General features: G+C 72.5%; 16 protein-coding genes. 9 read left to right on the top strand and 7 right to left on the bottom strand.

The window, feature by feature from the left end; translation table 11 throughout:
* Genes ACERZO_RS02130 through ACERZO_RS02110 form a run of 5 tightly spaced genes read left to right on the top strand, consistent with a single transcriptional unit; the run spans window position 1 to window position 5,840 of the window.
* Window positions 1–1,242 (top strand): cytochrome P450, encoded by a 1,242-nt coding sequence (locus tag ACERZO_RS02130; protein WP_372660770.1) that lies wholly within the window; start codon window positions 1–3, stop codon window positions 1,240–1,242.
* Window positions 1,239–2,480: a cytochrome P450 gene (locus ACERZO_RS02125; RefSeq protein WP_372660767.1), complete on the top strand. Its 1,242-nt coding sequence runs from the start codon at window positions 1,239–1,241 to the stop codon at window positions 2,478–2,480. The genes ACERZO_RS02130 and ACERZO_RS02125 overlap by 4 nt, the downstream gene beginning before the upstream one ends.
* Window positions 2,477–3,697, top strand: a complete 1,221-nt coding sequence (locus tag ACERZO_RS02120; RefSeq protein WP_372660764.1) for a cytochrome P450 family protein — start codon at window positions 2,477–2,479, stop codon at window positions 3,695–3,697. The genes ACERZO_RS02125 and ACERZO_RS02120 overlap by 4 nt, the downstream gene beginning before the upstream one ends.
* Window positions 3,698–3,709: 12 nt before the next feature.
* A complete protein-coding gene (locus ACERZO_RS02115) occupies window positions 3,710–5,068 on the top strand; it encodes an NDP-hexose 2,3-dehydratase family protein (RefSeq protein WP_372660761.1) in 1,359 nt (452 codons plus the stop codon).
* 13 nt (window positions 5,069–5,081) lie between these two features.
* The gene (locus tag ACERZO_RS02110; protein WP_372660758.1) at window positions 5,082–5,840 is read left to right on the top strand and encodes an NAD-dependent epimerase/dehydratase family protein; all 759 of its coding nucleotides are present in this window, start codon (window positions 5,082–5,084) and stop codon (window positions 5,838–5,840) included.
* Window positions 5,841–5,882: 42 nt separating this feature from the next.
* On the opposite strand, the gene ACERZO_RS02105 is transcribed toward ACERZO_RS02110, so the two are convergent.
* Complete coding sequence (locus ACERZO_RS02105; protein WP_372660755.1) at window positions 5,883–7,019, bottom strand: nucleotide disphospho-sugar-binding domain-containing protein; 1,137 nt, start codon at window positions 7,017–7,019, stop codon at window positions 5,883–5,885.
* Window positions 7,020–7,271: 252 nt separating this feature from the next.
* Here ACERZO_RS02105 and ACERZO_RS02100 point away from each other — a divergent pair, with 252 nt between their 5' ends.
* From ACERZO_RS02100 to ACERZO_RS02090, 3 genes are read left to right on the top strand one after another with little or no spacing between them, the layout of a single operon-like run.
* Complete coding sequence (locus tag ACERZO_RS02100) at window positions 7,272–8,036, top strand: SDR family NAD(P)-dependent oxidoreductase (RefSeq protein WP_372660752.1); 765 nt, start codon at window positions 7,272–7,274, stop codon at window positions 8,034–8,036.
* Window positions 8,023–9,603, top strand: a complete 1,581-nt coding sequence (locus ACERZO_RS02095) for a class I adenylate-forming enzyme family protein (protein WP_372660749.1) — start codon at window positions 8,023–8,025, stop codon at window positions 9,601–9,603. Before ACERZO_RS02100 ends, ACERZO_RS02095 begins: the two co-directional genes overlap by 14 nt.
* A 33-nt stretch (window positions 9,604–9,636) precedes the next feature.
* Window positions 9,637–9,849 carry an MbtH family protein gene (locus ACERZO_RS02090; protein ID WP_372660747.1) on the top strand — a complete coding sequence of 71 codons (213 nt, stop codon included), beginning with the start codon at window positions 9,637–9,639 and terminating at the stop codon, window positions 9,847–9,849.
* Here the strand turns inward: ACERZO_RS02090 and ACERZO_RS02085 are convergent.
* From ACERZO_RS02085 to ACERZO_RS02075, 3 genes are all read right to left on the bottom strand, one after another.
* Entirely contained in the window at window positions 9,846–11,075 is a 1,230-nt protein-coding gene (locus ACERZO_RS02085) for a cytochrome P450 (RefSeq protein WP_372660744.1), read from the bottom strand. The two genes, ACERZO_RS02090 and ACERZO_RS02085, sit on opposite strands and share 4 nt — an antisense overlap.
* 90 nt (window positions 11,076–11,165) lie before the next feature.
* Window positions 11,166–11,651: a MarR family winged helix-turn-helix transcriptional regulator gene (locus ACERZO_RS02080; RefSeq protein WP_372660741.1), complete on the bottom strand. Its 486-nt coding sequence runs from the start codon at window positions 11,649–11,651 to the stop codon at window positions 11,166–11,168.
* Window positions 11,652–11,794: 143 nt separating this feature from the next.
* Window positions 11,795–13,189 (bottom strand): MFS transporter, encoded by a 1,395-nt coding sequence (locus ACERZO_RS02075; RefSeq protein ID WP_372660739.1) that lies wholly within the window; start codon window positions 13,187–13,189, stop codon window positions 11,795–11,797.
* A gap of 75 nt (window positions 13,190–13,264) precedes the next feature.
* Between ACERZO_RS02075 and ACERZO_RS02070 the strand changes: the two genes are divergently transcribed.
* On the top strand, window positions 13,265–13,756 hold the full coding sequence (locus ACERZO_RS02070; protein ID WP_372660736.1) for a MarR family winged helix-turn-helix transcriptional regulator: 492 nt from the start codon (window positions 13,265–13,267) through the stop codon (window positions 13,754–13,756).
* On the opposite strand, the gene ACERZO_RS02065 is transcribed toward ACERZO_RS02070, so the two are convergent.
* The 3 genes from ACERZO_RS02065 to ACERZO_RS02055 are packed head-to-tail and all read right to left on the bottom strand — an operon-like array spanning window position 13,732 to window position 17,473.
* On the bottom strand, window positions 13,732–14,496 hold the full coding sequence (locus tag ACERZO_RS02065; protein ID WP_372660733.1) for an SDR family oxidoreductase: 765 nt from the start codon (window positions 14,494–14,496) through the stop codon (window positions 13,732–13,734). The genes ACERZO_RS02070 and ACERZO_RS02065 overlap by 25 nt on opposite strands.
* Window positions 14,493–15,716, bottom strand: coding sequence for a cytochrome P450 (locus tag ACERZO_RS02060; protein WP_372660730.1), 1,224 nt, complete (start codon window positions 15,714–15,716; stop codon window positions 14,493–14,495). The genes ACERZO_RS02065 and ACERZO_RS02060 overlap by 4 nt, the downstream gene beginning before the upstream one ends.
* Window positions 15,713–17,473, bottom strand: a complete 1,761-nt coding sequence (locus tag ACERZO_RS02055) for a non-ribosomal peptide synthetase (protein ID WP_372660727.1) — start codon at window positions 17,471–17,473, stop codon at window positions 15,713–15,715. The genes ACERZO_RS02060 and ACERZO_RS02055 overlap by 4 nt, the downstream gene beginning before the upstream one ends.
* Window positions 17,474–17,511: the final 38 nt, after the last annotated feature.

Genomic DNA, 17,511 nt, shown 5'->3' with positions numbered 1-17,511 from the left:
ATGCCGAAAACAGACGCGCCCGCATTGTTCAGCGAAGAGTTCACCGCAAATCCCTACCCCACGTACCGAGCGCTCCGCGAAAACGAACCGGTGGTGTGCAAGCGGTACGCGGGCGAGCGCATGCAGGTGTGGTTCGTTTCCCGCTACGAAGACGTCCGCGCGGCGTTCCGCGACCCGCGGTTCCGCAAGAGCCGCGAATCGGTGTCGACGGGCGGGCTGGCGAAAGGGCGGGGGAACCCCGAGCTGGCCGCGTTCCACCGGACGCTGATCATGCTGGACCCGCCCGAGCACACCACGTTGCGCCGGCTGGTGGCCAAGGAGTTCACCCCGCGCCGCATCCGGGCGATGGCGGACAAGGCGGCGGCCTACGCCGACCAGCTCGTCGCCGGGTTCCGGCCGGGCGGGAAAGCCGAGCTCGTCGGCGACCTCGCCGTTCCGCTGTGCTACCACATCATCGGCGGCATGCTCGGCTCCCGGCCCGAGGAGGACTGGCCCGGGTTCGACTGGAACCGGCTGCGGGTGCTCGGCAACCGGCTGACCACCCCGGACAACGGCGCGACGACCGTCGACTACGACGAAATCAAGTTCGAGATCAAGGCGCTGGTCGACGTCCTGATCGAGCGGCGCCGCGAGAACCCGGGGCCGGACGTCTTCAGCGCGTTGATCGCGGCCACCGATCGCGGCGAACTGTCGGCCGACCAGCTCTTCGGCCTGGTCGTCACCCTCGTGCTCGGCGGCATGGACACCACCGCCGCCTTCCTCGGCAACGCCCTGCTCGCGCTGCTGCTCGACCCCGGACAGCTGGAGCTGCTGCGGTCCCGGCCCGAACTGATGGACAACGCGGTCGAGGAACTGTTGCGCTTCGACGGCGCCATGCAGACGGCGTCGTTCCGGTTCACGAGCGAAGACGTCGAGCTGGGCGGCACGGTGATCCCCCGCGGCGCGGTCGTCGCGCTGACCCTGGCCGCGGCCAACCGCGATCCCGAGCGGTTCCCCGACCCCGATCGGCTGGACATCACGCGGGACGCCAAGCACCACGTCGCGCTCGGGCACGGCATCCACAACTGCCTCGGCGCGGAGCTCGGCCGGATGCTGACGCGGATCACGCTCGAGACCGTGCTGCGCCGGCTCCCCGGCCTGGCGCTCGCCGCGCCCCCCGACACCCTCGACTGGCGGCCCGGCATCCTGCTGCGCGCCGTCCGCGAACTGCCCGTCACCTTCACCGACGAGGAACGCCGATGACCCAGCAGGACGCGGTGCCCGAGCTCTTCAGCCCCGAGTTCGTGGCCTGCCCGCACGCCACCTACGAGCACATGCGCGAGGAGGACGGGGTTTCCCAGCGGTTCTACCCGGGCGGCCTCAACCGGCTCTGGTTCCTCACGCGCTACGACGACGTCCGCGCGGCGCTGATCGATCCCGACCTCGTCAAGGACCGCAGCTCGGTCACCGAGGGCTCGCTCGCGGCGCACCAGCTGATGGACCCGGAGCTGAAACCGTTCCACCGCAACCTGTCCATGCTCGACCCGCCCGAGCACACCCGGCTGCGCCGCGTGATCGCGAAGAACATGACGCCGCGGCAGGCGCGCTCGCTGCAGGAGCCCGCGGAACGCCTCGCCGACGAGCTGATCGACAGGTTCGCCGCCGACGGCGAGGCGGAGCTGATCGAGGGGTACGCCTCGCCGCTGGCCGACGGGATCATCGGCGAGCTGGTCGGCGTGCACGTGCTGCCGCCGGCCGACTGGGCCCGGCTGCGCGAGCTCGGCCGCAACCTGACCAGCCCCAGCTACCAGCACCACTCGGACGACTTCGACCGGATCAAGTACGAGATCCGCGACCTCGTGCTCGAGGTGATCCGGTTGCGCCGCGCGCAGCCGGGCGACGACGTGATCAGCGATCTCGTCCGGGCCCGCGACCGCGAGGAGATGACCGAGCCGGAACTGCTGGCCATGGTGGTCACGATGGTGCTGTCCGGCGTCGACTCGGTCACCGCCTTCCTGGGGACCGCGCTGCACTCGCTGCTCACCCACCCGGACCAGCTGGAGCTGCTGCGGGACCGGCCGGAGCTGATGGACAACGCCGTCAACGAGCTGCTGCGCTACGACAGCGGGACCCAGACGGCGACGTTCCGGTTCGCCGCCAAGGACCTGCACTACGGCGACGCCGTGATCCCGAAGGGCGCCGTCGTGTGCCCGGTGATCACCGCCGCGCACCGGGACCCCCGGCACTACGACGAGCCCGAACGGCTCGACGTGACCCGCCAGGGCGAGCTCAACATCGCGTTCGGCATCGGCACGCACAACTGCCTCGGGCAGAAGGTGGGCCAGATGGTCAGCACCGCGGGGCTTTCGGCCGTGGTGCGCCGGCTGCCGGGCCTGCGGCTGGCCGTCGAGCCCGCCGAGCTGCGCTGGCGTTCGGGGTTGCTGCTGCGCTCGGTCTACGAGCTGCCGGTCCGGTTCGACGCGATGGGAGCACTCGGATGACGGAGATCGCGGGCAGCAGCCCGGTTTCGGAGATGTTCACGGCGGACTTCCGCCGCGACCCGTACCCCACCTACGCCCGGTTGCGCGAGTCGGCCGCGGCGTGCCCGGTCACGGCGCCCCACGGGTTCCCGACCTACGTGGTCACCCGCTACGAAGACGCGCGGGCCGCCCTCGCCGATCCCCGGCTCAGCAAGGACATGTACGGCGCGTGGGACGCCTACACCGCCATCTTCGGCGACAGCTCGGTGCACCTCGACGACAACATGATCAACTCCGACGGGGAGAAGCACACCCGGCTGCGCCGGCTGGTCAACCTGGCCTTCACGCCACGCCGGGTCGAAGCGCTCCGGCCGCGGGTGCAGGCGATCACCGACGAGCTGCTCGACCGCATCCCCCTTGGCGAACCGGTCGACCTGATGACCGCGTTCAGCTTCCCCCTGCCGATCACGGTGATCTGCGAGCTGCTGGGCGTGCCGGAAGCGGACCGCGCGGACGTGCAGCGGTGGTCGGCGACAGTGGCGCACACGGGGTTCGACGAGGAGTCCACCACTGCCCAGCAGGAGGCCGAAGGCCGGCTGCACGAGTTCCTGGTGGACCTCATCGCCCGCAAGCGCGTCGAGCGGGGCGACGACCTGATCGGCTCGCTGGTGAGCGCCCGCGACGACGACCGGCTCGACGAGCGGGAACTCGTGTCGTCGGCCTGGCTGCTGCTGTTCGCCGGCCACGAAACCACCGGCAACCTGATCGGCAACTCGATCTTCCACCTGCTGCAGCGCCCGGACCGGCTGGCCGAGCTGCGCGCGCGGCCGGAGCTGCTCACGGACGCCGTCGAGGAGCTGCTGCGTTTCGACGGCCCCGCCGAGAACGCGACTTTCCGTTATGCCACCGAGGAAATCCGCATCGGTGACGAAGTGATCCCCCAGGGCGCGCTCGTGCAGATCGCGATCGCCGCGGCCAACCGGGACCCGGCCCGCTTCCCCGACCCGGACACGGTCGACTTCGGCCGCGCCACCAGCGGTCACCTCGGCTTCGGCCACGGGGCGCACTACTGCCTCGGCGCGCCGCTGGCCCGGATGGAGGCGCAGATCGCGCTGTCGACGTTGTTCACGCGCTTCCCGGGGACCCGGCTCGCCGTGCCCGCCGCGCAGGTGCCGTGGCTCGGGGTCGAGATCCCCGCGTTCCGCGGGCTCGCCGAACTGCCGGTCCTGCTGGCGTAACGGAGGAACCGAATGCCGACGGCCACACCCACCGGGCTGCTGCGCCACACCGACGCTTCGCTGCCCGAGCGCATCGCCGAGTCCGCCGCGGCGGCCGACGGGGTGCTGACCCACCGGGAAGTGCTGGCGTGGCTGGAAAGCCGCCGGCCGCACCACGTCCAAGAGGTGCGGCGGATCCCCTTCACCGAGCTGGGCAGCTGGGGGTTCGACCCGGGCACCGGCAACCTCACGCACGCCAGCGGCCGGTTCTTCTCGGTCGGGGGCCTGCGGGTGCGCAGCGACTTCGGGCCGGTGCGCGAATGGTCCCAGCCGATCATCCACCAGCCCGAGATCGGCATCCTGGGCATCGCCGTCCGCGAGATCGACGGCGTGCTCCACTGCCTGATGCAGGCCAAGGCGGAGCCGGGCAACCCGAACGGGCTGCAGCTCGCGCCGACGGTCCAGGCGACCCGCAGCAACTACACCCGCGTGCACGGCGGCCGGGTGGTGCCCCACCTGGAGCACTTCGCCCCGGCCGACCCGCGGCGGGTCATCGCCGACGTCCTGCAGTCCGAGCAGGGCGCCTGGTTCTACCGCAAGCGCAACCGGAACATGATCGTCGAGGTCGGTCCCGAGGTCGAGGCGGGCGACGACTTCCAGTGGCTCACCCTCGGGCAGCTGCACCGGCTGCTGCACCTGGACAACGTGGTCAACATGGACGCCCGGACGGTGCTGTCCTGCCTGCCGGCCGCGGCCGACACCGCGGGCGGCCTGCACACCACGGCCGAGGTGCTCAGCTGGATCACCCGGATGCACACCGAGCACGAGCTGGTCACCGAACCGGTGCCGCTGCGCGAAATCGAGCGCTGGCACCGGACGGACTCCGCCATCGCCCACGAGTCGGGCCGGTTCTTCAGCGTCGTGGCCGTGGACGTGCGGGCCGGCTGCCGGGAGGTCGGCTCGTGGCAGCAGCCGCTGCTCGAGCCGCACGGGGTCGGCATCGTCGCGCTGCTGGTCAAGCGGTTCGACGGGGTGGTGCACGCCCTGATCAACGCCCGGGTCGAGCCCGGGTACCTGGACGTCGTCGAGCTGGCGCCCACGGTGCAGTGCGTCCCGGAGAACTACGGCGACCTGCCGCCCTACGTGGACCTGGTGCGCGCCCGGCGGCCGGAGCGGACCTGGTTCGACGTCGAGCTTTCCGAAGAGGGCGGCCGGTTCTACGACGCCCGCAGCCGGTACGTGATCCTCGAGGTCGACGACGGGTTTTCGGTCCGGCCGGACGGCCAGTTCCAGTGGCTGACGCTGAGCCAGCTGACCGTGCTGCTGCAGCACCGCCACTACCTCAACGTCCAGGCCCGGACGCTGGTCGCGGCGCTGCGGGCGCTGATATGAGCGCCCGGCCGCGATGCAGGTGATCGGCGGCGGTTTCCTGGCCGCGCACCTGCGCGCGCACTTCGGCGACCGGCACCCCGGCGTGACGGCGATCGCGGCCGGCGTGTCGAGCACGATCGTGGACTCGGCGGCGGAATTCGACCGCGAAGCCGAGCTGCTGTACCGCGTCGCGCTCGAGTGCCGGGACCGCGGCCGGCTGGTCCTGTTCTTTTCGACGGCGTCGCCGGTCCTGTACGGGACGCCGTCGCCGGGCACCGAGACCGGGCCGGTGTTCCCCACTTCGGCGTACGGCCGCCACAAGCTGGCGCTGGAAACGGTGCTGGCGGCCAGCGGCGCCGGCTGGCTGACCCTGCGGCTGAGCAACCTCGTCGGCGCCGGCCAACGCGAGCACCAGCTGCTGCCGGCGTTGATCGCCCAGGTCCGGTCCGGTTCGGTGCTCGTGCGCCGCGGGGTTTTCCGGGATCTGGTGGACGTCCGCCACGCCCTCGCCGCGTTGGACGGCCTGCTGCACGCGGGGGTGCGCGACACCGTGGTGAACGTGGCGTCGGGGGTGCCGGTCCCGGTCGAGAGCGTCATCGCCGGCATCGAGACCCGGCTCGGCACGACGGCCGTCAGGCGGGTGGTGGCCGGGCCGGCGAGCACCCCGGTGGTCAGCCTGGACCGCTTGCGACGGCTGGTGCCGGGCGTGGACGCGTTCGGCTTCGGGCCGGGGTATCTGTCCACTGTGCTCGATCGGTACGTTCCGGCAGGCGAGCCCGCGCTGCCGCGGTGAAATCGAGCTGCCGGGCGGCACATCACCGCCCGGCAGCCGGGTTCACTTCGTCGGCGTCGCCGCGGATTCGGTCAGCTGCGCGGCCACCTCGGCCGGGCTGGGCCGCACAGCGTTCTCCGCCGCCAGCCGCCGCGAAACCTCCTTGAGCGCTTCCCCGTCGGTCACTCCGGCGGCGGCCGCGGCGATCTCCGCCGGGTCCTCCGTCGCCCGGGACAGGCTGAGGGCCGCGCCGGCCTCGACGAGCCGCCCCGCGTTGCGGAACTGGTCGCCGAAGTGCGGGATGATCAGCTGGGGCACGCCGCACGTCGCGGCCGTCAGCGAGCTCCCCATTCCGCCGTGGTGCACGATCGCCGTGCACGTCGGCAGCAGGACGGCCAGCGGCACCCAGTCCGCCCGCACGCCGTCGGGCAGCTCGCCCAGCACCGACCGGTCCTTCGGGTCGATGGCGATGACCACTTCGTGGCCGTGCCCGAGGAACTCGTCCAGCAGCCGCCGCCAGAGCGGGGCGACCTCCGGGTCCCGCCGGGGCAGCATGGTGCCCATGGTGAGGCACACCCGCGGCCGGGCCGGCGCGCCGCCGGTCAGCCAGGCGGGTACGTCGGCCGGCCGGTGGTACGGGACGTAGCGCATCGGGGTCACCGGCACCTCCGCCGGGAACTGCAGGCCGGCCGGGCAGATGTCGAGCGTCCGCACGGGATCGGCCAGCGGGGGCAGCCCGGCGGCCGCCATCGACGCGGTCGCGGCGGCCAGGATGCCGTCGGGCGGGAACAGCCCCCAGTGGTGCCGCACCCAGGGCACGCCGGCCTCGGTCGCGGCGGCCGGGCCGGCCAGCTCCATGGGCTCGGAGACCACCAGCTCCGGGCGCCACTCCCCCACCAGCCGCCGGACGGCCGGCAGCGCCCGGACGGCCGCCTCGCCGCACCGCCGTCCGCTGCCCTCGGCCGCGCGCTGCGGGTCGAACCGGCCGAAGGTGACGCCCGTCGGCGGTTTCAGCAACGTGGAGAGATCACTCGGGGGCAGCACGGCGGTGGCCGGCAGGCCCACGCCCCGCACCGCCGGGGCGAACTCGTCGTCACTGGCGACGAGCACGGTGTGCCCCGCCTCCCGCAACGCCCGCGCCAGGGGCACCATCGGGAACAGGTGGCCGACGCCGGACAGGGTGGTGAACAGTATTCGCAACGGTGGACTCCTCTGTTCGGCGCGGGCGGTTTTCGCACACCCCTTTCCCCAGGATGCGGACCGCCGGACTTCCCCGGCCAGGGAATCGGGGCATCTGCCGGGAAACTGCCGGTGCCGGTGTCCTTTCTTTCCACCGGAACCGCATGGCCCGATTCGTCGCGCGTTGCTTAGCTTGGCCGGAAAGCACGGTCCGGCATTCGAACGATCGGGAAGAATCGCCATGCGACGCACCATCCAGCAGCCGGGTGCCCGGTGACCCGGGTCGCCGTCATCGCGGGCGCGCACGACGACGTCGGCCCGGCGGCCGCGGTCCGGCTCGCCCGCGGCGGGTTCGACGTCGCGCTGATCGACACCGACCTCACCGGGTTCGACGAGACCGCGCGGCAGATCGCGCGGGCCGGCCGGCGGTGCGTCGCCCTCGAAGCCGACTGCGCCGACAGCACTTCGTTCGAGAGCGCGGTACGCGTGGCCGGGGCCGAACTCGGCGGACCGGCCGTCCTCGTCACCGGCGTCCCGCTCGGCGTCCGGGCCGACCGGTCGCCGTCGCTCGAGCACCACATCGCCGCGGTCCGGCGCCGGCTGCGCTCGCTGTTCGTCTGCTGCCGGGCCACCACGGCGCACATGGCCCGCCGGAAGTGGGGCCGGGTCATCAACGTCGGCCTGGCCACCGGCACCGGGGACGACGAGTGGCGCGACGCGCAGACCGTGCTGTCCGGCCTGATCGGGTTCACCCGGACCCTCGCGGTCGAGCTGGCGGCGTTCGGCATCACCGCGAACTACGTCGCGCCGCTGGCGTGCGCCACGAACCCCCGCCCGCGCCTGGGCCCGGCCGGCGACGGCGCCGAGCCCTACTCGGCGGGCGTCGCGCACGTGGCGGAATTCCTGGTCGACGACCGGGCGAACGCGATCACCGGCCAGGGCACCTACGTCGCGGGCCGGTCGCGCCCGCCCCGGGGCCTCGACCGGCAGCAGCTCCAGACCTCCAACGGGAAGTGGGACAGCCATGTCAGCCACTGAGCCGGCGGCCCCCGGGCACTACGTCGAACGCATCCTGGACGCACTGGCCGCGGACGGCTACCGGCCGGTCCTGCGCTGGCGCGACGAGACGTTCACCGCCGCCGAACTGCGCTACGCGGTCCTGCGGGTCGCGTCGGCGCTGCACGAAGCCGGCGCCGGCCCCGGCACCACCGTCGCGGTCCTGACCGCGGTGAACAGCCCGTGGATGCTGGTGGCGCGCTACGCCACGCACCTGCTCGGCGCCGTCGTCGTGCACATCAGCGGCGCCAACCACGGGACCGTGACGCACGAGCTCTCGGTCGCGGCCCGGGCCCGGATGATCCGGGAGACCGGCGCGTCGTTCGTGGTCTTCGACGACGCGAACGCCGAGCGGATCGGGAAGATCGCCGCACAGCTGCCGGAACCGCCGCACCTGTGCGGGGTGGGCCGGCCGATCCGCGACACGGTCACGGTGGACGGCCGGCCGCTCGGCCACCTCCGGATGGAGTTCGAGGCCCGGGCTCCCGAGTGCTCGACGGTGATCTACACCAGCGGCAGCACGGGCCGTCCCAAAGGCGTGTACAAGCCCTTCGCCGCGTGGAACGACCTCGTGCTCGCCGGCGCGGACGAACCGAAGCACTTCCTCGTGGTGAGCGCCGCCAGCCACACCGGCGGCGTCCTGGCCGACGTGGCGATGGCCTCCGGCGGCAGCGTGCTGCTGCGCGAACGGTTCGAGCCGGAAGAGTTCCTGCGGGACATCGAAAAGCACCGGATCACGGACACGTTCATCGGTGTGCCGCTCCTCTACGAGCTGGCGGGCCACCCCGCCGCGCGCTCGGCGGACCTGTCGTCCCTGCGAGGACTGCTCTACGGCGGCTGCCCGGCGTCGCCGGAGCGCGTCGAGCAGGCGCTCGCCGTCTTCCCGGGCGTGCTGCACTACGCGTACGGGACGACGGAAGCCGGCCCGATCGCCATGCTGCCCGCCGACGGCCACGGCGACCCTGCGCTGCGGACGACCGTCGGCCGGCCGCGGCCCGACATCGACGTCGTCGTCCGCGATCCGGGAACCGGCCGGGAGGTACCGGTGGGCGAAGTCGGCGAGGTGACCGTGCGCAGCCCGTACGGCATGCGGGGCTACGCCGCCGATCCGGAGCTGACGGCGGCGGTGCTGCGCGACGGCTGGGTGCGCACCGGGGACTACGGCAGTTTCGACGCCGCCGGCTACCTGCGGTTGTTCGGCCGGATGAACGACGTCGTCAAGGTGCACGACACGAAGGTCGCGCCGACGGAGGTCGAGAAGGTGCTCGTGGGCCACCCCGGGGTCGTCGACGCGTGCGTGTACGGCCACCGCCGCGCGGACCTCGTCGAGGAGCTGCACGCCGGGGTGGTGCTGGCCGCGGACGGCCCGCCGGGCTTCGATGCCCTGCGGGACCACGTTTCCCGGCACATGACGCCGACGCACGCGCCGGTCAAGTTCGTGCGCTGGCGCCGGTTCCCGGTCAGCACCGCGGGCAAGGTCGACCGCGTCGCGGTGCGCCGGGCCAACGCCCTCGTCGCGGTGGAGGACGAGGGCCTGGTCGGCGCGTAACCGGGAACACCTCCGCTGGGGAAAGGAAACTTCGTGGGAACCAACCCGTTCGAAGACCATGACGGCCGCTACCTCGTCCTGGCCAATGACGCGAACGAGCACTCGCTGTGGCCCGCCTTCGCCGCGGTGCCGGCCGGCTGGCGGATCGCGTCCGGGCCCGCCGACCGGCCCGCCGCGCTCGGCTACGTCGAGCACCACTGGACCGGCCTGCGGGCCCGGACCCCGTTCCACGCCGGAGAGGCTTAGGCCGTGCGGACGGGCACGGCCCGCAGCCCGCGGATCTCGCCGATGGCCCGCCACCGCAGGTCTTCCGGGGCACAGGCCAGTTCCAGCACCGGGAAGCGGTCGAGGAGCAGCTTGAGGAAGACCGCGAGTTCGACGCGCGCGAGGTGGCTGCCGAGGCAGCGGTGGATGCCGCGGCTGTAGGCGAGCTGCCCGGGGTCGGTGCGCGTGATGTCGAACCGGTCGGGGTCGGCGAACCGGGCGGGGTCGCGGTTCGCCGCGGTCAGCGAAGCGATCACCGCGTCCCCGCGCTCGATCGGGACCCGGCCGTAGGTCAGGTCCTCCGCGGCGAAGGCCAGCACGGAGGTGAACGGCGCCTCGATGCGCCCGAACTCCTCGACCGCCGAAGGGATGTGCCCGCGGTCTTCGCGGAGCAGGGCGAGCTGGTCGGGGTGCGTAAGCAGGGCGGCCACCCCGCTGCCGATCATGTTGCCCGTGGTCACGTAGCCGGCCACGACGATGTTGACCAGCAGCGAAACCAGTTCGTACCCGGCCACTTCGTCCGCCGCCGGCACGGCTTCGGCGAGGGTGCTGGTCAGGTCCGGACCGGGCTGCCGGCGCTTCTCGGCGATGAGCGCGAGCAGGTAGTCGCGCAGCGAGTGCAGCGCGACGCGGTGGGCCAGGAAGCTGTCCTCGTCGGTGTCCTCCGCGAGCAGGCCGGCGGTGATCCGCATCAGTTCGACGTCGGCGCCCTTCGGTGCGCCGAGCAGGTCGCCGATCACCGCCAGCGGCAGGCGGTAGGCGATCCGCGGGATGACGTCCCACTCCGGGGTCTCGGCGAGCTCGTCGACCAGGGCCGCGACCACCGTCTCGATCCGGCCGGCGAGCGCGTCGATCCGGTGGCCGGTGAAGGCCGGCTGGACGAGCGCGCGCAACCGCGTGTGCTCCGGCGGGTCGACGGTGTCGAGGACGCTCGGCGGGACGAAGTCGCGGCCGGCCACCGCGGCGCCGCCGCCCGGGGTCCCCTGCCGGATCGGGTCCACCTCCCCCGGCACGTTGCGGACCAGCCGCGGGTCGGCGAGCGACTCGCGGACGAGGTCGTACTCCGTCAGCAGCCAGGCGTCGAACCCGAACGCGGTCCGGACGCGCGCGACGGGAGCTTCGCGCCGGAGCCGGGCCAGGACGGGATAGGGATTCTGCAGGAATTCCGGATCGGAAAGATCGGCCGTGATCGCGATCGAATCAACCATGCCGACATCATGAGCACGAATCATTCTCGTGAGCAACGGGAATGGTGATTAACGCGGGTTTTCTGCCGGTCGGGAATTGTCGGCGCGTTTTCAGCGCTCGGGTTCGGGCGACCGGCCGGCGACGTGGTCGCGCAACCGGCCGAGCACGTCGACCAGCGTGGCGCGTTCGGCGTCGGTCAGGATGCCGAACGTCTTCTCCGCGTGGGCGTCGTGCAGCGCCTTGATCTCACTCAGGTGCTCGTGGCCCTTCGCGGTGATCTCGAGCCGGGTCGACCGGCGGTCACCGGGATCGTCGCACCGCTTGAGCAGCCCTTCGTCCTCCAGACCGTCCACAAGGGACGTGATCGACCGGCCCGTGACGCCGAGCCGGTCCTTGAGCTCGCCCATCCGCGGGGTGCCGGCCTCGTCGACGGCCAGCATCAGCAGCACCCGCGACGTGGACCAGCCCTTTTGCTGATAAGGCTGCCCGGCGAACCGGCGCAGCGCGTGCGTGGTGCGCATCAGCGCATCGGCCAGCTGCGCCCCGGTCGGCGGTCCCTCCGGCTGGACGGGCCCCGGCGTCTTTTCGCTCGACACCCGCTCAGGCTACACGCAATCCGGATAGACGAAAGTAAAGCTATCCGGGTTGTGACTGGTGCACCGGAATGGTCCCGGGCCGCCCGAGCGGAGAACCGCGCGCCGCCCGGTGCCGCGGGGATCGGCACCGGGCGGCGCGGCGGTCAGCGGGGCGGCTCACCAGGACCGCCAGGTCCACCCGGACCACCGGGGCCACCCGGGCCGCCAGGCCCACCCGGCCCACCGGGACCACCCGGGCCGCCAGGCCCACCGGGACCGCCGAACGGCCCGCCGGGTCCGCGGGTGCCGTCGTCCGGGGCGCGCTTGACCTTCCGCACCTCGGCCGAGGCGAGGACCATCGCGGTGGTGGCGACGATGGCGCCGCTGGCGATCCACAGCGTCCGGCCGAGCCCGAGCCGGTCCGCGGCCGGGCCCGCGCCGGCCGCGCCGAGCGGGGTGAGGCCGAACGAGCAAAGCGCCTCGTAGGCGGCGATGCGCGAGAACTTCTCGTGCGGGATCTCCTGCCGCAGCGTGGTCATCCAGTTGACGGTGAAGATCTCCACCCCGAGCCCGCCGAGCAACGACGCCGCGCAGATCACCAGCAGCGGCGCGTCGGCCGCGAACGCCGCCAGCGGCAACGCGAGCATCACGGCGCCGGAGACGCCGGAAACCAGCAGCCGCTGCGGCCGCAGCTTCACCATCAGCAACCCGCCGAGGATCATGCCGACCGCGTCGCACGAAAGAATGAAACCCCAGTCGCTCGCGCCGTTGAGCTGACGATCCGAGGCCACCGCGCCGAGCACCGTGAACGCTCCGACGCCGAGGGCGTTGACCACGCCGAACTGCACGGTCACGCTCCACAGCCACTTCCGGCTGGAGAACTCGGTCCAGCCTTCGCGCAGCTCGGTGATCAGGCCTTCCCGCTTGCGCAGCGTTCCTTCGGCCACCATCGCGAAGGCGAGCAACGACGTCAAGGCGAACGTGGCCGAGTCGATCGCGAGCACCCAGCCGGGGCCGAAAGCGGACACCAGCACGCCGCCGAGCGCGGCGCCGGCGACCTGGGCGCCGTTGAGACCGGTCCGGAAGATGGCGAACGCCCTGCTGGCGTTCTCCCGGCCGACGCTGCGCATCAGCAGGCCTTCGGTGGCCGGCATCCGGAAGGCCATCGCGAGCCCGTTGGCGGCGGAGAACGCGATCAGCTCCCAGAGCTTGATCGCATCCAGGAACACCACCAGGGCGAACAGCCCCTGGGCGACCGTGCTGACCAGGTTCGTGGCGACGATGACCAGGTGGCGCGGCAGCCGGTCGGCCACCACCCCGCCGATCACGAAGAACAGCACCGCGGGCACCGTGCCCGCCGCGGACACCAGGCCGACCGCGGTCCCCGAGCCGCCGGTGTCGAGGATCGCGAAGGCCATCGCGACCGGCGCGGCGGACGTGCCCAGTGCCGAGATGATCGCGCCCGCCATCTGCAACTTGTAGTTGCGGCTGAACCACGCTTTCTTCTTCACCGGCGAGACGGTCCCCGGCGGGCCCGTGCTCGTCCCCGTTGCTTCCATGCACGCACTCCTGAAATTAGTTTCAATCCGGACTGAGTTATTTGTGCTTGTCAGGATTACCGGTATGCTCGGGGGGTGTCAAGCGACAATCCACCGGCGGGCCCGCCGACCGGGGCGCGGCTGGGTGACGCGCTCATGCGCACCACGCACGCGCTGCGGCGGTTCGCCGGGCAGCCCTACCAGCAGCGGGGCTGGTCCCCGTCCCGCGTGTTGCTGATGCTCGCCGTCGACGAGGCCGGCACCCCGCGGATGGGCGACCTCAAGGACCGCCTCGGCGTCACCGGCCGGTCGATCACGTCCCTGGTCGACGGCCTGGAGGACGAGGGCCTGCTCGAGCGGCGCCACGATCCCGGCGACCGCCGCTCGACGCGGCTCGAGATCACCGCCAAGGGCCACGAGCACCTCGGCGAGATCCAAGCCCTGCACGAAGCGCACGCCGAGCTGACCTTCGGCATCCTCACCGACGCCGAACGCGCCACCCTGCTCGACGTGCTCGACCGGCTGCGCGACCACGTCGCCGGCCGGCTACCCGAACCCGGAGATCACCGGTCGCCGCCCGTCGCGTAGACGGTCTGCCCGGTGACGTAGCCCGACCGCGGGCCGGCGAGGAACGCCACGACACCCGCGATGTCCGTGGCCGAGGCGACGCGGCCCAGCGCGGTCGTGGCCCCCGCCCGGTCGAGGAACGCCTGCCGGTCGACGTCGAGGCGGTCGGCCAGCTCGTCCACCATCGCCGTCGCGACGAAGCCCGGCGCGACGGCGTTGACGGTGACGCCGAACGGGCCGAACTCCGCGGCGAGCGCCCGGGTGAAGCCGGTGATGGCGGCCTTCGCGGTCGCGTAGTTCGCCTGGCCCGCGTTGCCGTCGGCGGCCACGGAGCTGAAGTTGACGATGTGGCCGGAACGCCGCCGCTTCATGTGCTCGCCGACGACGCGCGAGCAGCGGATCGTGCCGCCGAGGTTGACGTCGACGGCGGCGTCCCACTCGTCGTCGGACATCGTCAGCAGCAGCCGGTCGCGGGTGACGCCGGCGCAGTTCACCAGGACGTCGACGTGCCCGAACTCCGCCACCACCCGCCGCACCATGCGGGTCACCTGATCGCCCGAGGTGACGTCGCAGCCGATGCCCGTGCCGGTGCTCCCGAGCCGGGCCACCGTGGCGGCGAGCTCGCCCTCGTCGCGGTCGACGGCGACGACCGAAACACCGCGGGCCGCGAGCAGTTCCGCGGTGACCGCCCCGATGCCGCCCGCCGCGCCGGTGACGACGGCCACCGCCGCGGCGGCCCCGGCGCACTCCGGAGTGTTCATGCGGTGAACTTGACCGGCAGGGAGCTCATCCCGTGCAGGATGCTGGAGTAGATCCACTTCTCTTCACCGGTCTGCTCCACTTCGGACACCAGCCGGCGCAGCCCGTCGAGCACCGCGCGGACCTCCATCCGCCCCAGGTAGTGCCCGAGGCAGTAGTGCGACCCGTACGCGAAGGTGAAGTGGTGGTTCGGGGTCCGGGCGAGGTCGAACCGGTCGGGGTCGGCGAACACGGTCTCGTCGCGGTTGGCCGAGGAGATCCACACGCTGACCACGTCCCCGGCCTTGATCTCCCGGCCGCCGACCACGACGTCCGCGGTCGCCGTCCGGCCGCCGTGCAGGGACGGCACCGTCCAGCGCAGGGCCTCCTCGGTCGCGGTGGCCAGGTCGACGTCGCCGTTCTTGAGCGCCCGCCACTGGCCGGGGTTTTCGATCAGGGCCAGGATCGTGCCGGTGATCGCGTGCCGGCCGGTCTCGTCGCCGCCGATCATCAGGCCGTAGCAGTTCGCCATGAGTTCGGCCTGGTTGAGCGGCATCCCGTCGATGTGGCAGTTGGCGAGCAGCGTGACCATGTCGTCGCCGGTCGCGCCGCGGCGGGCCTTGGCCAGGCGGCTGAAGTACAGCAGGATCTCGTTCTTGGCGACCCAGCTCTCCTCGGGCGGTTCGTCGGCGTAGTCCGAGCTCCACGCGTGCGCGGTCAAGTCGAGGAGGTACTTGCGGTCGTCGTCGGGGATCTCCAGCAGGTCGCAGATCGCGCCGAGCGGGACGTTGGACGAGACGTCCCGGGCCGCGTCGCACTCGCCCTTTTCGAGGGCGCCGCGCAGCAGCCCGTCCACGGTCTCCTGCAGGGAATGCCCGATGAGGTCGAGCATCCGCTTGGAGAAGCCCTTCTTCAGCACGCCGCGGACCTTGTCGTGGCGCTCGCCATCGGTCACCGCCAGCATCGACCCCGACGCCGAGTCCCCGCCGTGCAGCAACGTGGCAAGTGCGTTGCCGTTCTCGGTCCCGAAGTGCGCTTTGTCCTGGTACACCTGGTTGACGTCGGCGTACCGGGTGATCACCCAGAACCCGCGTTGTCCTTCGCGCGGCGGCTGCCAGTGGACCGGGTCGTGGGCGCGCAGGTGCCGCCACACCTCGTCCAGTTCGTGTTCGGCGTGCAGCGTCGGCGAAGCCAGGTCGAGGTCGGCGAGCGCGGCGGGGTCGGCGATCGGTCGGGTCGTCATGCTTCGCTCCGGGCGGCGGCGGCCAGCGCTTCGATGGTCGGGTTGTCGATGACGCTGCGCGGCGAGAGCTCCAGGCCGGCCTCCTGCGCGCGCAGGATGACGTCGATGGCGAGGATGCTGGTCCCGCCGAGCTCGAAGAAGTTGCTGCCGACGTCGATCGGCGCGCCCTCGAACAGCTCGCGGAAGATCGAGTAGATCGCCTTCTCGGCGGCGGTCTCCGGCGGCCGGCCGCCCGAGCGCGGCCGGACTTCCCGCTCGAGCAGCGCGGTCCGGTCGACCTTCCCGTTCGGCGACAGCGGCATCGCCGGAATCGCGGGGTAGGCGGCCGGGACCATGTGGTCGGGCAGGAACTCCCTCGCGTGCGCGCGCAGTTCGTCCGGCGAAGGCGCGCTCCCGTCCGCCGGGACCACGTGCACGACCAGCTGCCGGCCGCCGGCCCCGTCGTCCCGGACCACCGCGGCGGCCTGGGCGACCGCGGGGTGCCGGGTGAGCACCGCTTCGACCTCGCCGAGCTCGATGCGGAAGCCGCGGAGCTTGACCTGGTCGTCGACGCGGCCGTGGAACACGATGGCGCCGTCCGCGCGGCACGAGCCGAGGTCGCCGGTGCGGTACATGCGAGCGCCCGGCGTCGAGAACGGGTCGGCGACGAACCGCTCGGCGGTCAACGCCGGCCGGCCGAGATAACCCCGCGCCAGCCCCGCACCGCCGAGATACAGCTCGCCGATTTCGCCGGCCGGCACCGGCCGCAGCTCGCCGTCGAGGACGTACACCGAGACCCCGGCGATCGGGGTGCCGATGGTCACCGGCTCGCCCGGCGCGAGCGGCCCGGTCATGGTGGCGCACACCGTGCCCTCGGTCGGCCCGTAGGCGTTGAGCAGCCGCACGTGCGGCGCCCACCGCGCGACGAGATCCGGTGGGCACGCTTCGCCGGCGACGACGAGGGTCCGCAGCTCGGGGAAGTCCGCGGGGGCCAGCGTCGCGACCGCGGTCGGCGGCAGGACCGCGTGCGTGACGCGCCCGTCCAGCAGCGCCGCCTTGAGCGCCTCGCCGGCCAATGTCGGCGCCGACGGGACGACCAGTGCGGCCCCGGCGGTGAACGCGGACAGGAGCTCGGTCAGGAACGCGTCGAAGCTCGGGGACGCGAACTGCAGGACCCGGCTGTCCTCGGTGACCCGCATCGCCGCGACCTTCGCCCTCGCCAGGCCGGCCAGCCCGGTGTGCGTCACCGCGACGCCCTTGGGCCGGCCCGTCGACCCGGACGTGTAGATGACGTAGGCCAGGCTCGCCGCGGAGACGCCTCCGGTGCGCTCGCCGTCGGTCAGGTCGGTGCCGGCGCGCCTCTTCAGCGCTTCGGCCGGACCCTCGTCGTCGAGAACCACCAGCGGCACACCGGTTCCGGGCAACGCCGCGGCGCCCGCGCGCGTCGTGCAGACCACCACCGGCGCGGCGTCGGCCAGCATGTGCGCGACGCGCTCGGCCGGGTACGCGAGGTCGGCGGGCAGGAAGGCCGCACCCGCCTTCGCCACGGCCAGCACGCTCGTCACCATCGCCGCGGACCGCGGCAGCGCCAGCGCCACCACGCGTTCGGGTCCGGCACCGTGGTCGGCCAGCAGCCGCGCCAGCCGGTTCGCCCGGGTGTTCACCTCGTCGTAGGAAAGGACTTCGCCGCCGGCGATCAGCGCGGTGCGGTGCCGGTGCCGCCGCACCGCGTGCTCCCACAATTCGTGCAAGGTGCGGTGCACGCCGTCGTTCGCCATTTGCCCGACTGCCGCTCGACGAAAGTCGTGGGCAGTGC

The organism is Amycolatopsis kentuckyensis, assembly GCF_041679295.1.
In the GTDB taxonomy this organism is placed as follows: Bacteria; Actinomycetota; Actinomycetes; order Mycobacteriales; family Pseudonocardiaceae; genus Amycolatopsis; species Amycolatopsis kentuckyensis_A.
This window is presented reverse-complemented; position numbering and strand designations above follow the sequence as displayed.

Excerpts from the sequence above, each read along its gene's own strand:
- ACERZO_RS02065 (WP_372660733.1), bottom strand. The coding sequence starts at position 14,496 with ATGAACACTCCGGAGTGCGCCGGGGCCGCCGCGGCGGTGGCCGTCGTC.
- ACERZO_RS02075 (WP_372660739.1), bottom strand. The coding sequence starts at position 13,189 with ATGGAAGCAACGGGGACGAGCACGGGCCCGCCGGGGACCGTCTCGCCG.
- ACERZO_RS02055 (WP_372660727.1), bottom strand. The coding sequence starts at position 17,473 with ATGGCGAACGACGGCGTGCACCGCACCTTGCACGAATTGTGGGAGCAC.
- ACERZO_RS02120 (WP_372660764.1), top strand. The coding sequence starts at position 2,477 with ATGACGGAGATCGCGGGCAGCAGCCCGGTTTCGGAGATGTTCACGGCG.
- ACERZO_RS02085 (WP_372660744.1), bottom strand. The coding sequence starts at position 11,075 with ATGGTTGATTCGATCGCGATCACGGCCGATCTTTCCGATCCGGAATTC.
- ACERZO_RS02110 (WP_372660758.1), top strand. The coding sequence starts at position 5,082 with ATGCAGGTGATCGGCGGCGGTTTCCTGGCCGCGCACCTGCGCGCGCAC.
- ACERZO_RS02060 (WP_372660730.1), bottom strand. The coding sequence starts at position 15,716 with ATGACGACCCGACCGATCGCCGACCCCGCCGCGCTCGCCGACCTCGAC.
- ACERZO_RS02095 (WP_372660749.1), top strand. The coding sequence starts at position 8,023 with ATGTCAGCCACTGAGCCGGCGGCCCCCGGGCACTACGTCGAACGCATC.
- ACERZO_RS02130 (WP_372660770.1), top strand. The coding sequence starts at position 1 with ATGCCGAAAACAGACGCGCCCGCATTGTTCAGCGAAGAGTTCACCGCA.
- ACERZO_RS02115 (WP_372660761.1), top strand. The coding sequence starts at position 3,710 with ATGCCGACGGCCACACCCACCGGGCTGCTGCGCCACACCGACGCTTCG.
- ACERZO_RS02125 (WP_372660767.1), top strand. The coding sequence starts at position 1,239 with ATGACCCAGCAGGACGCGGTGCCCGAGCTCTTCAGCCCCGAGTTCGTG.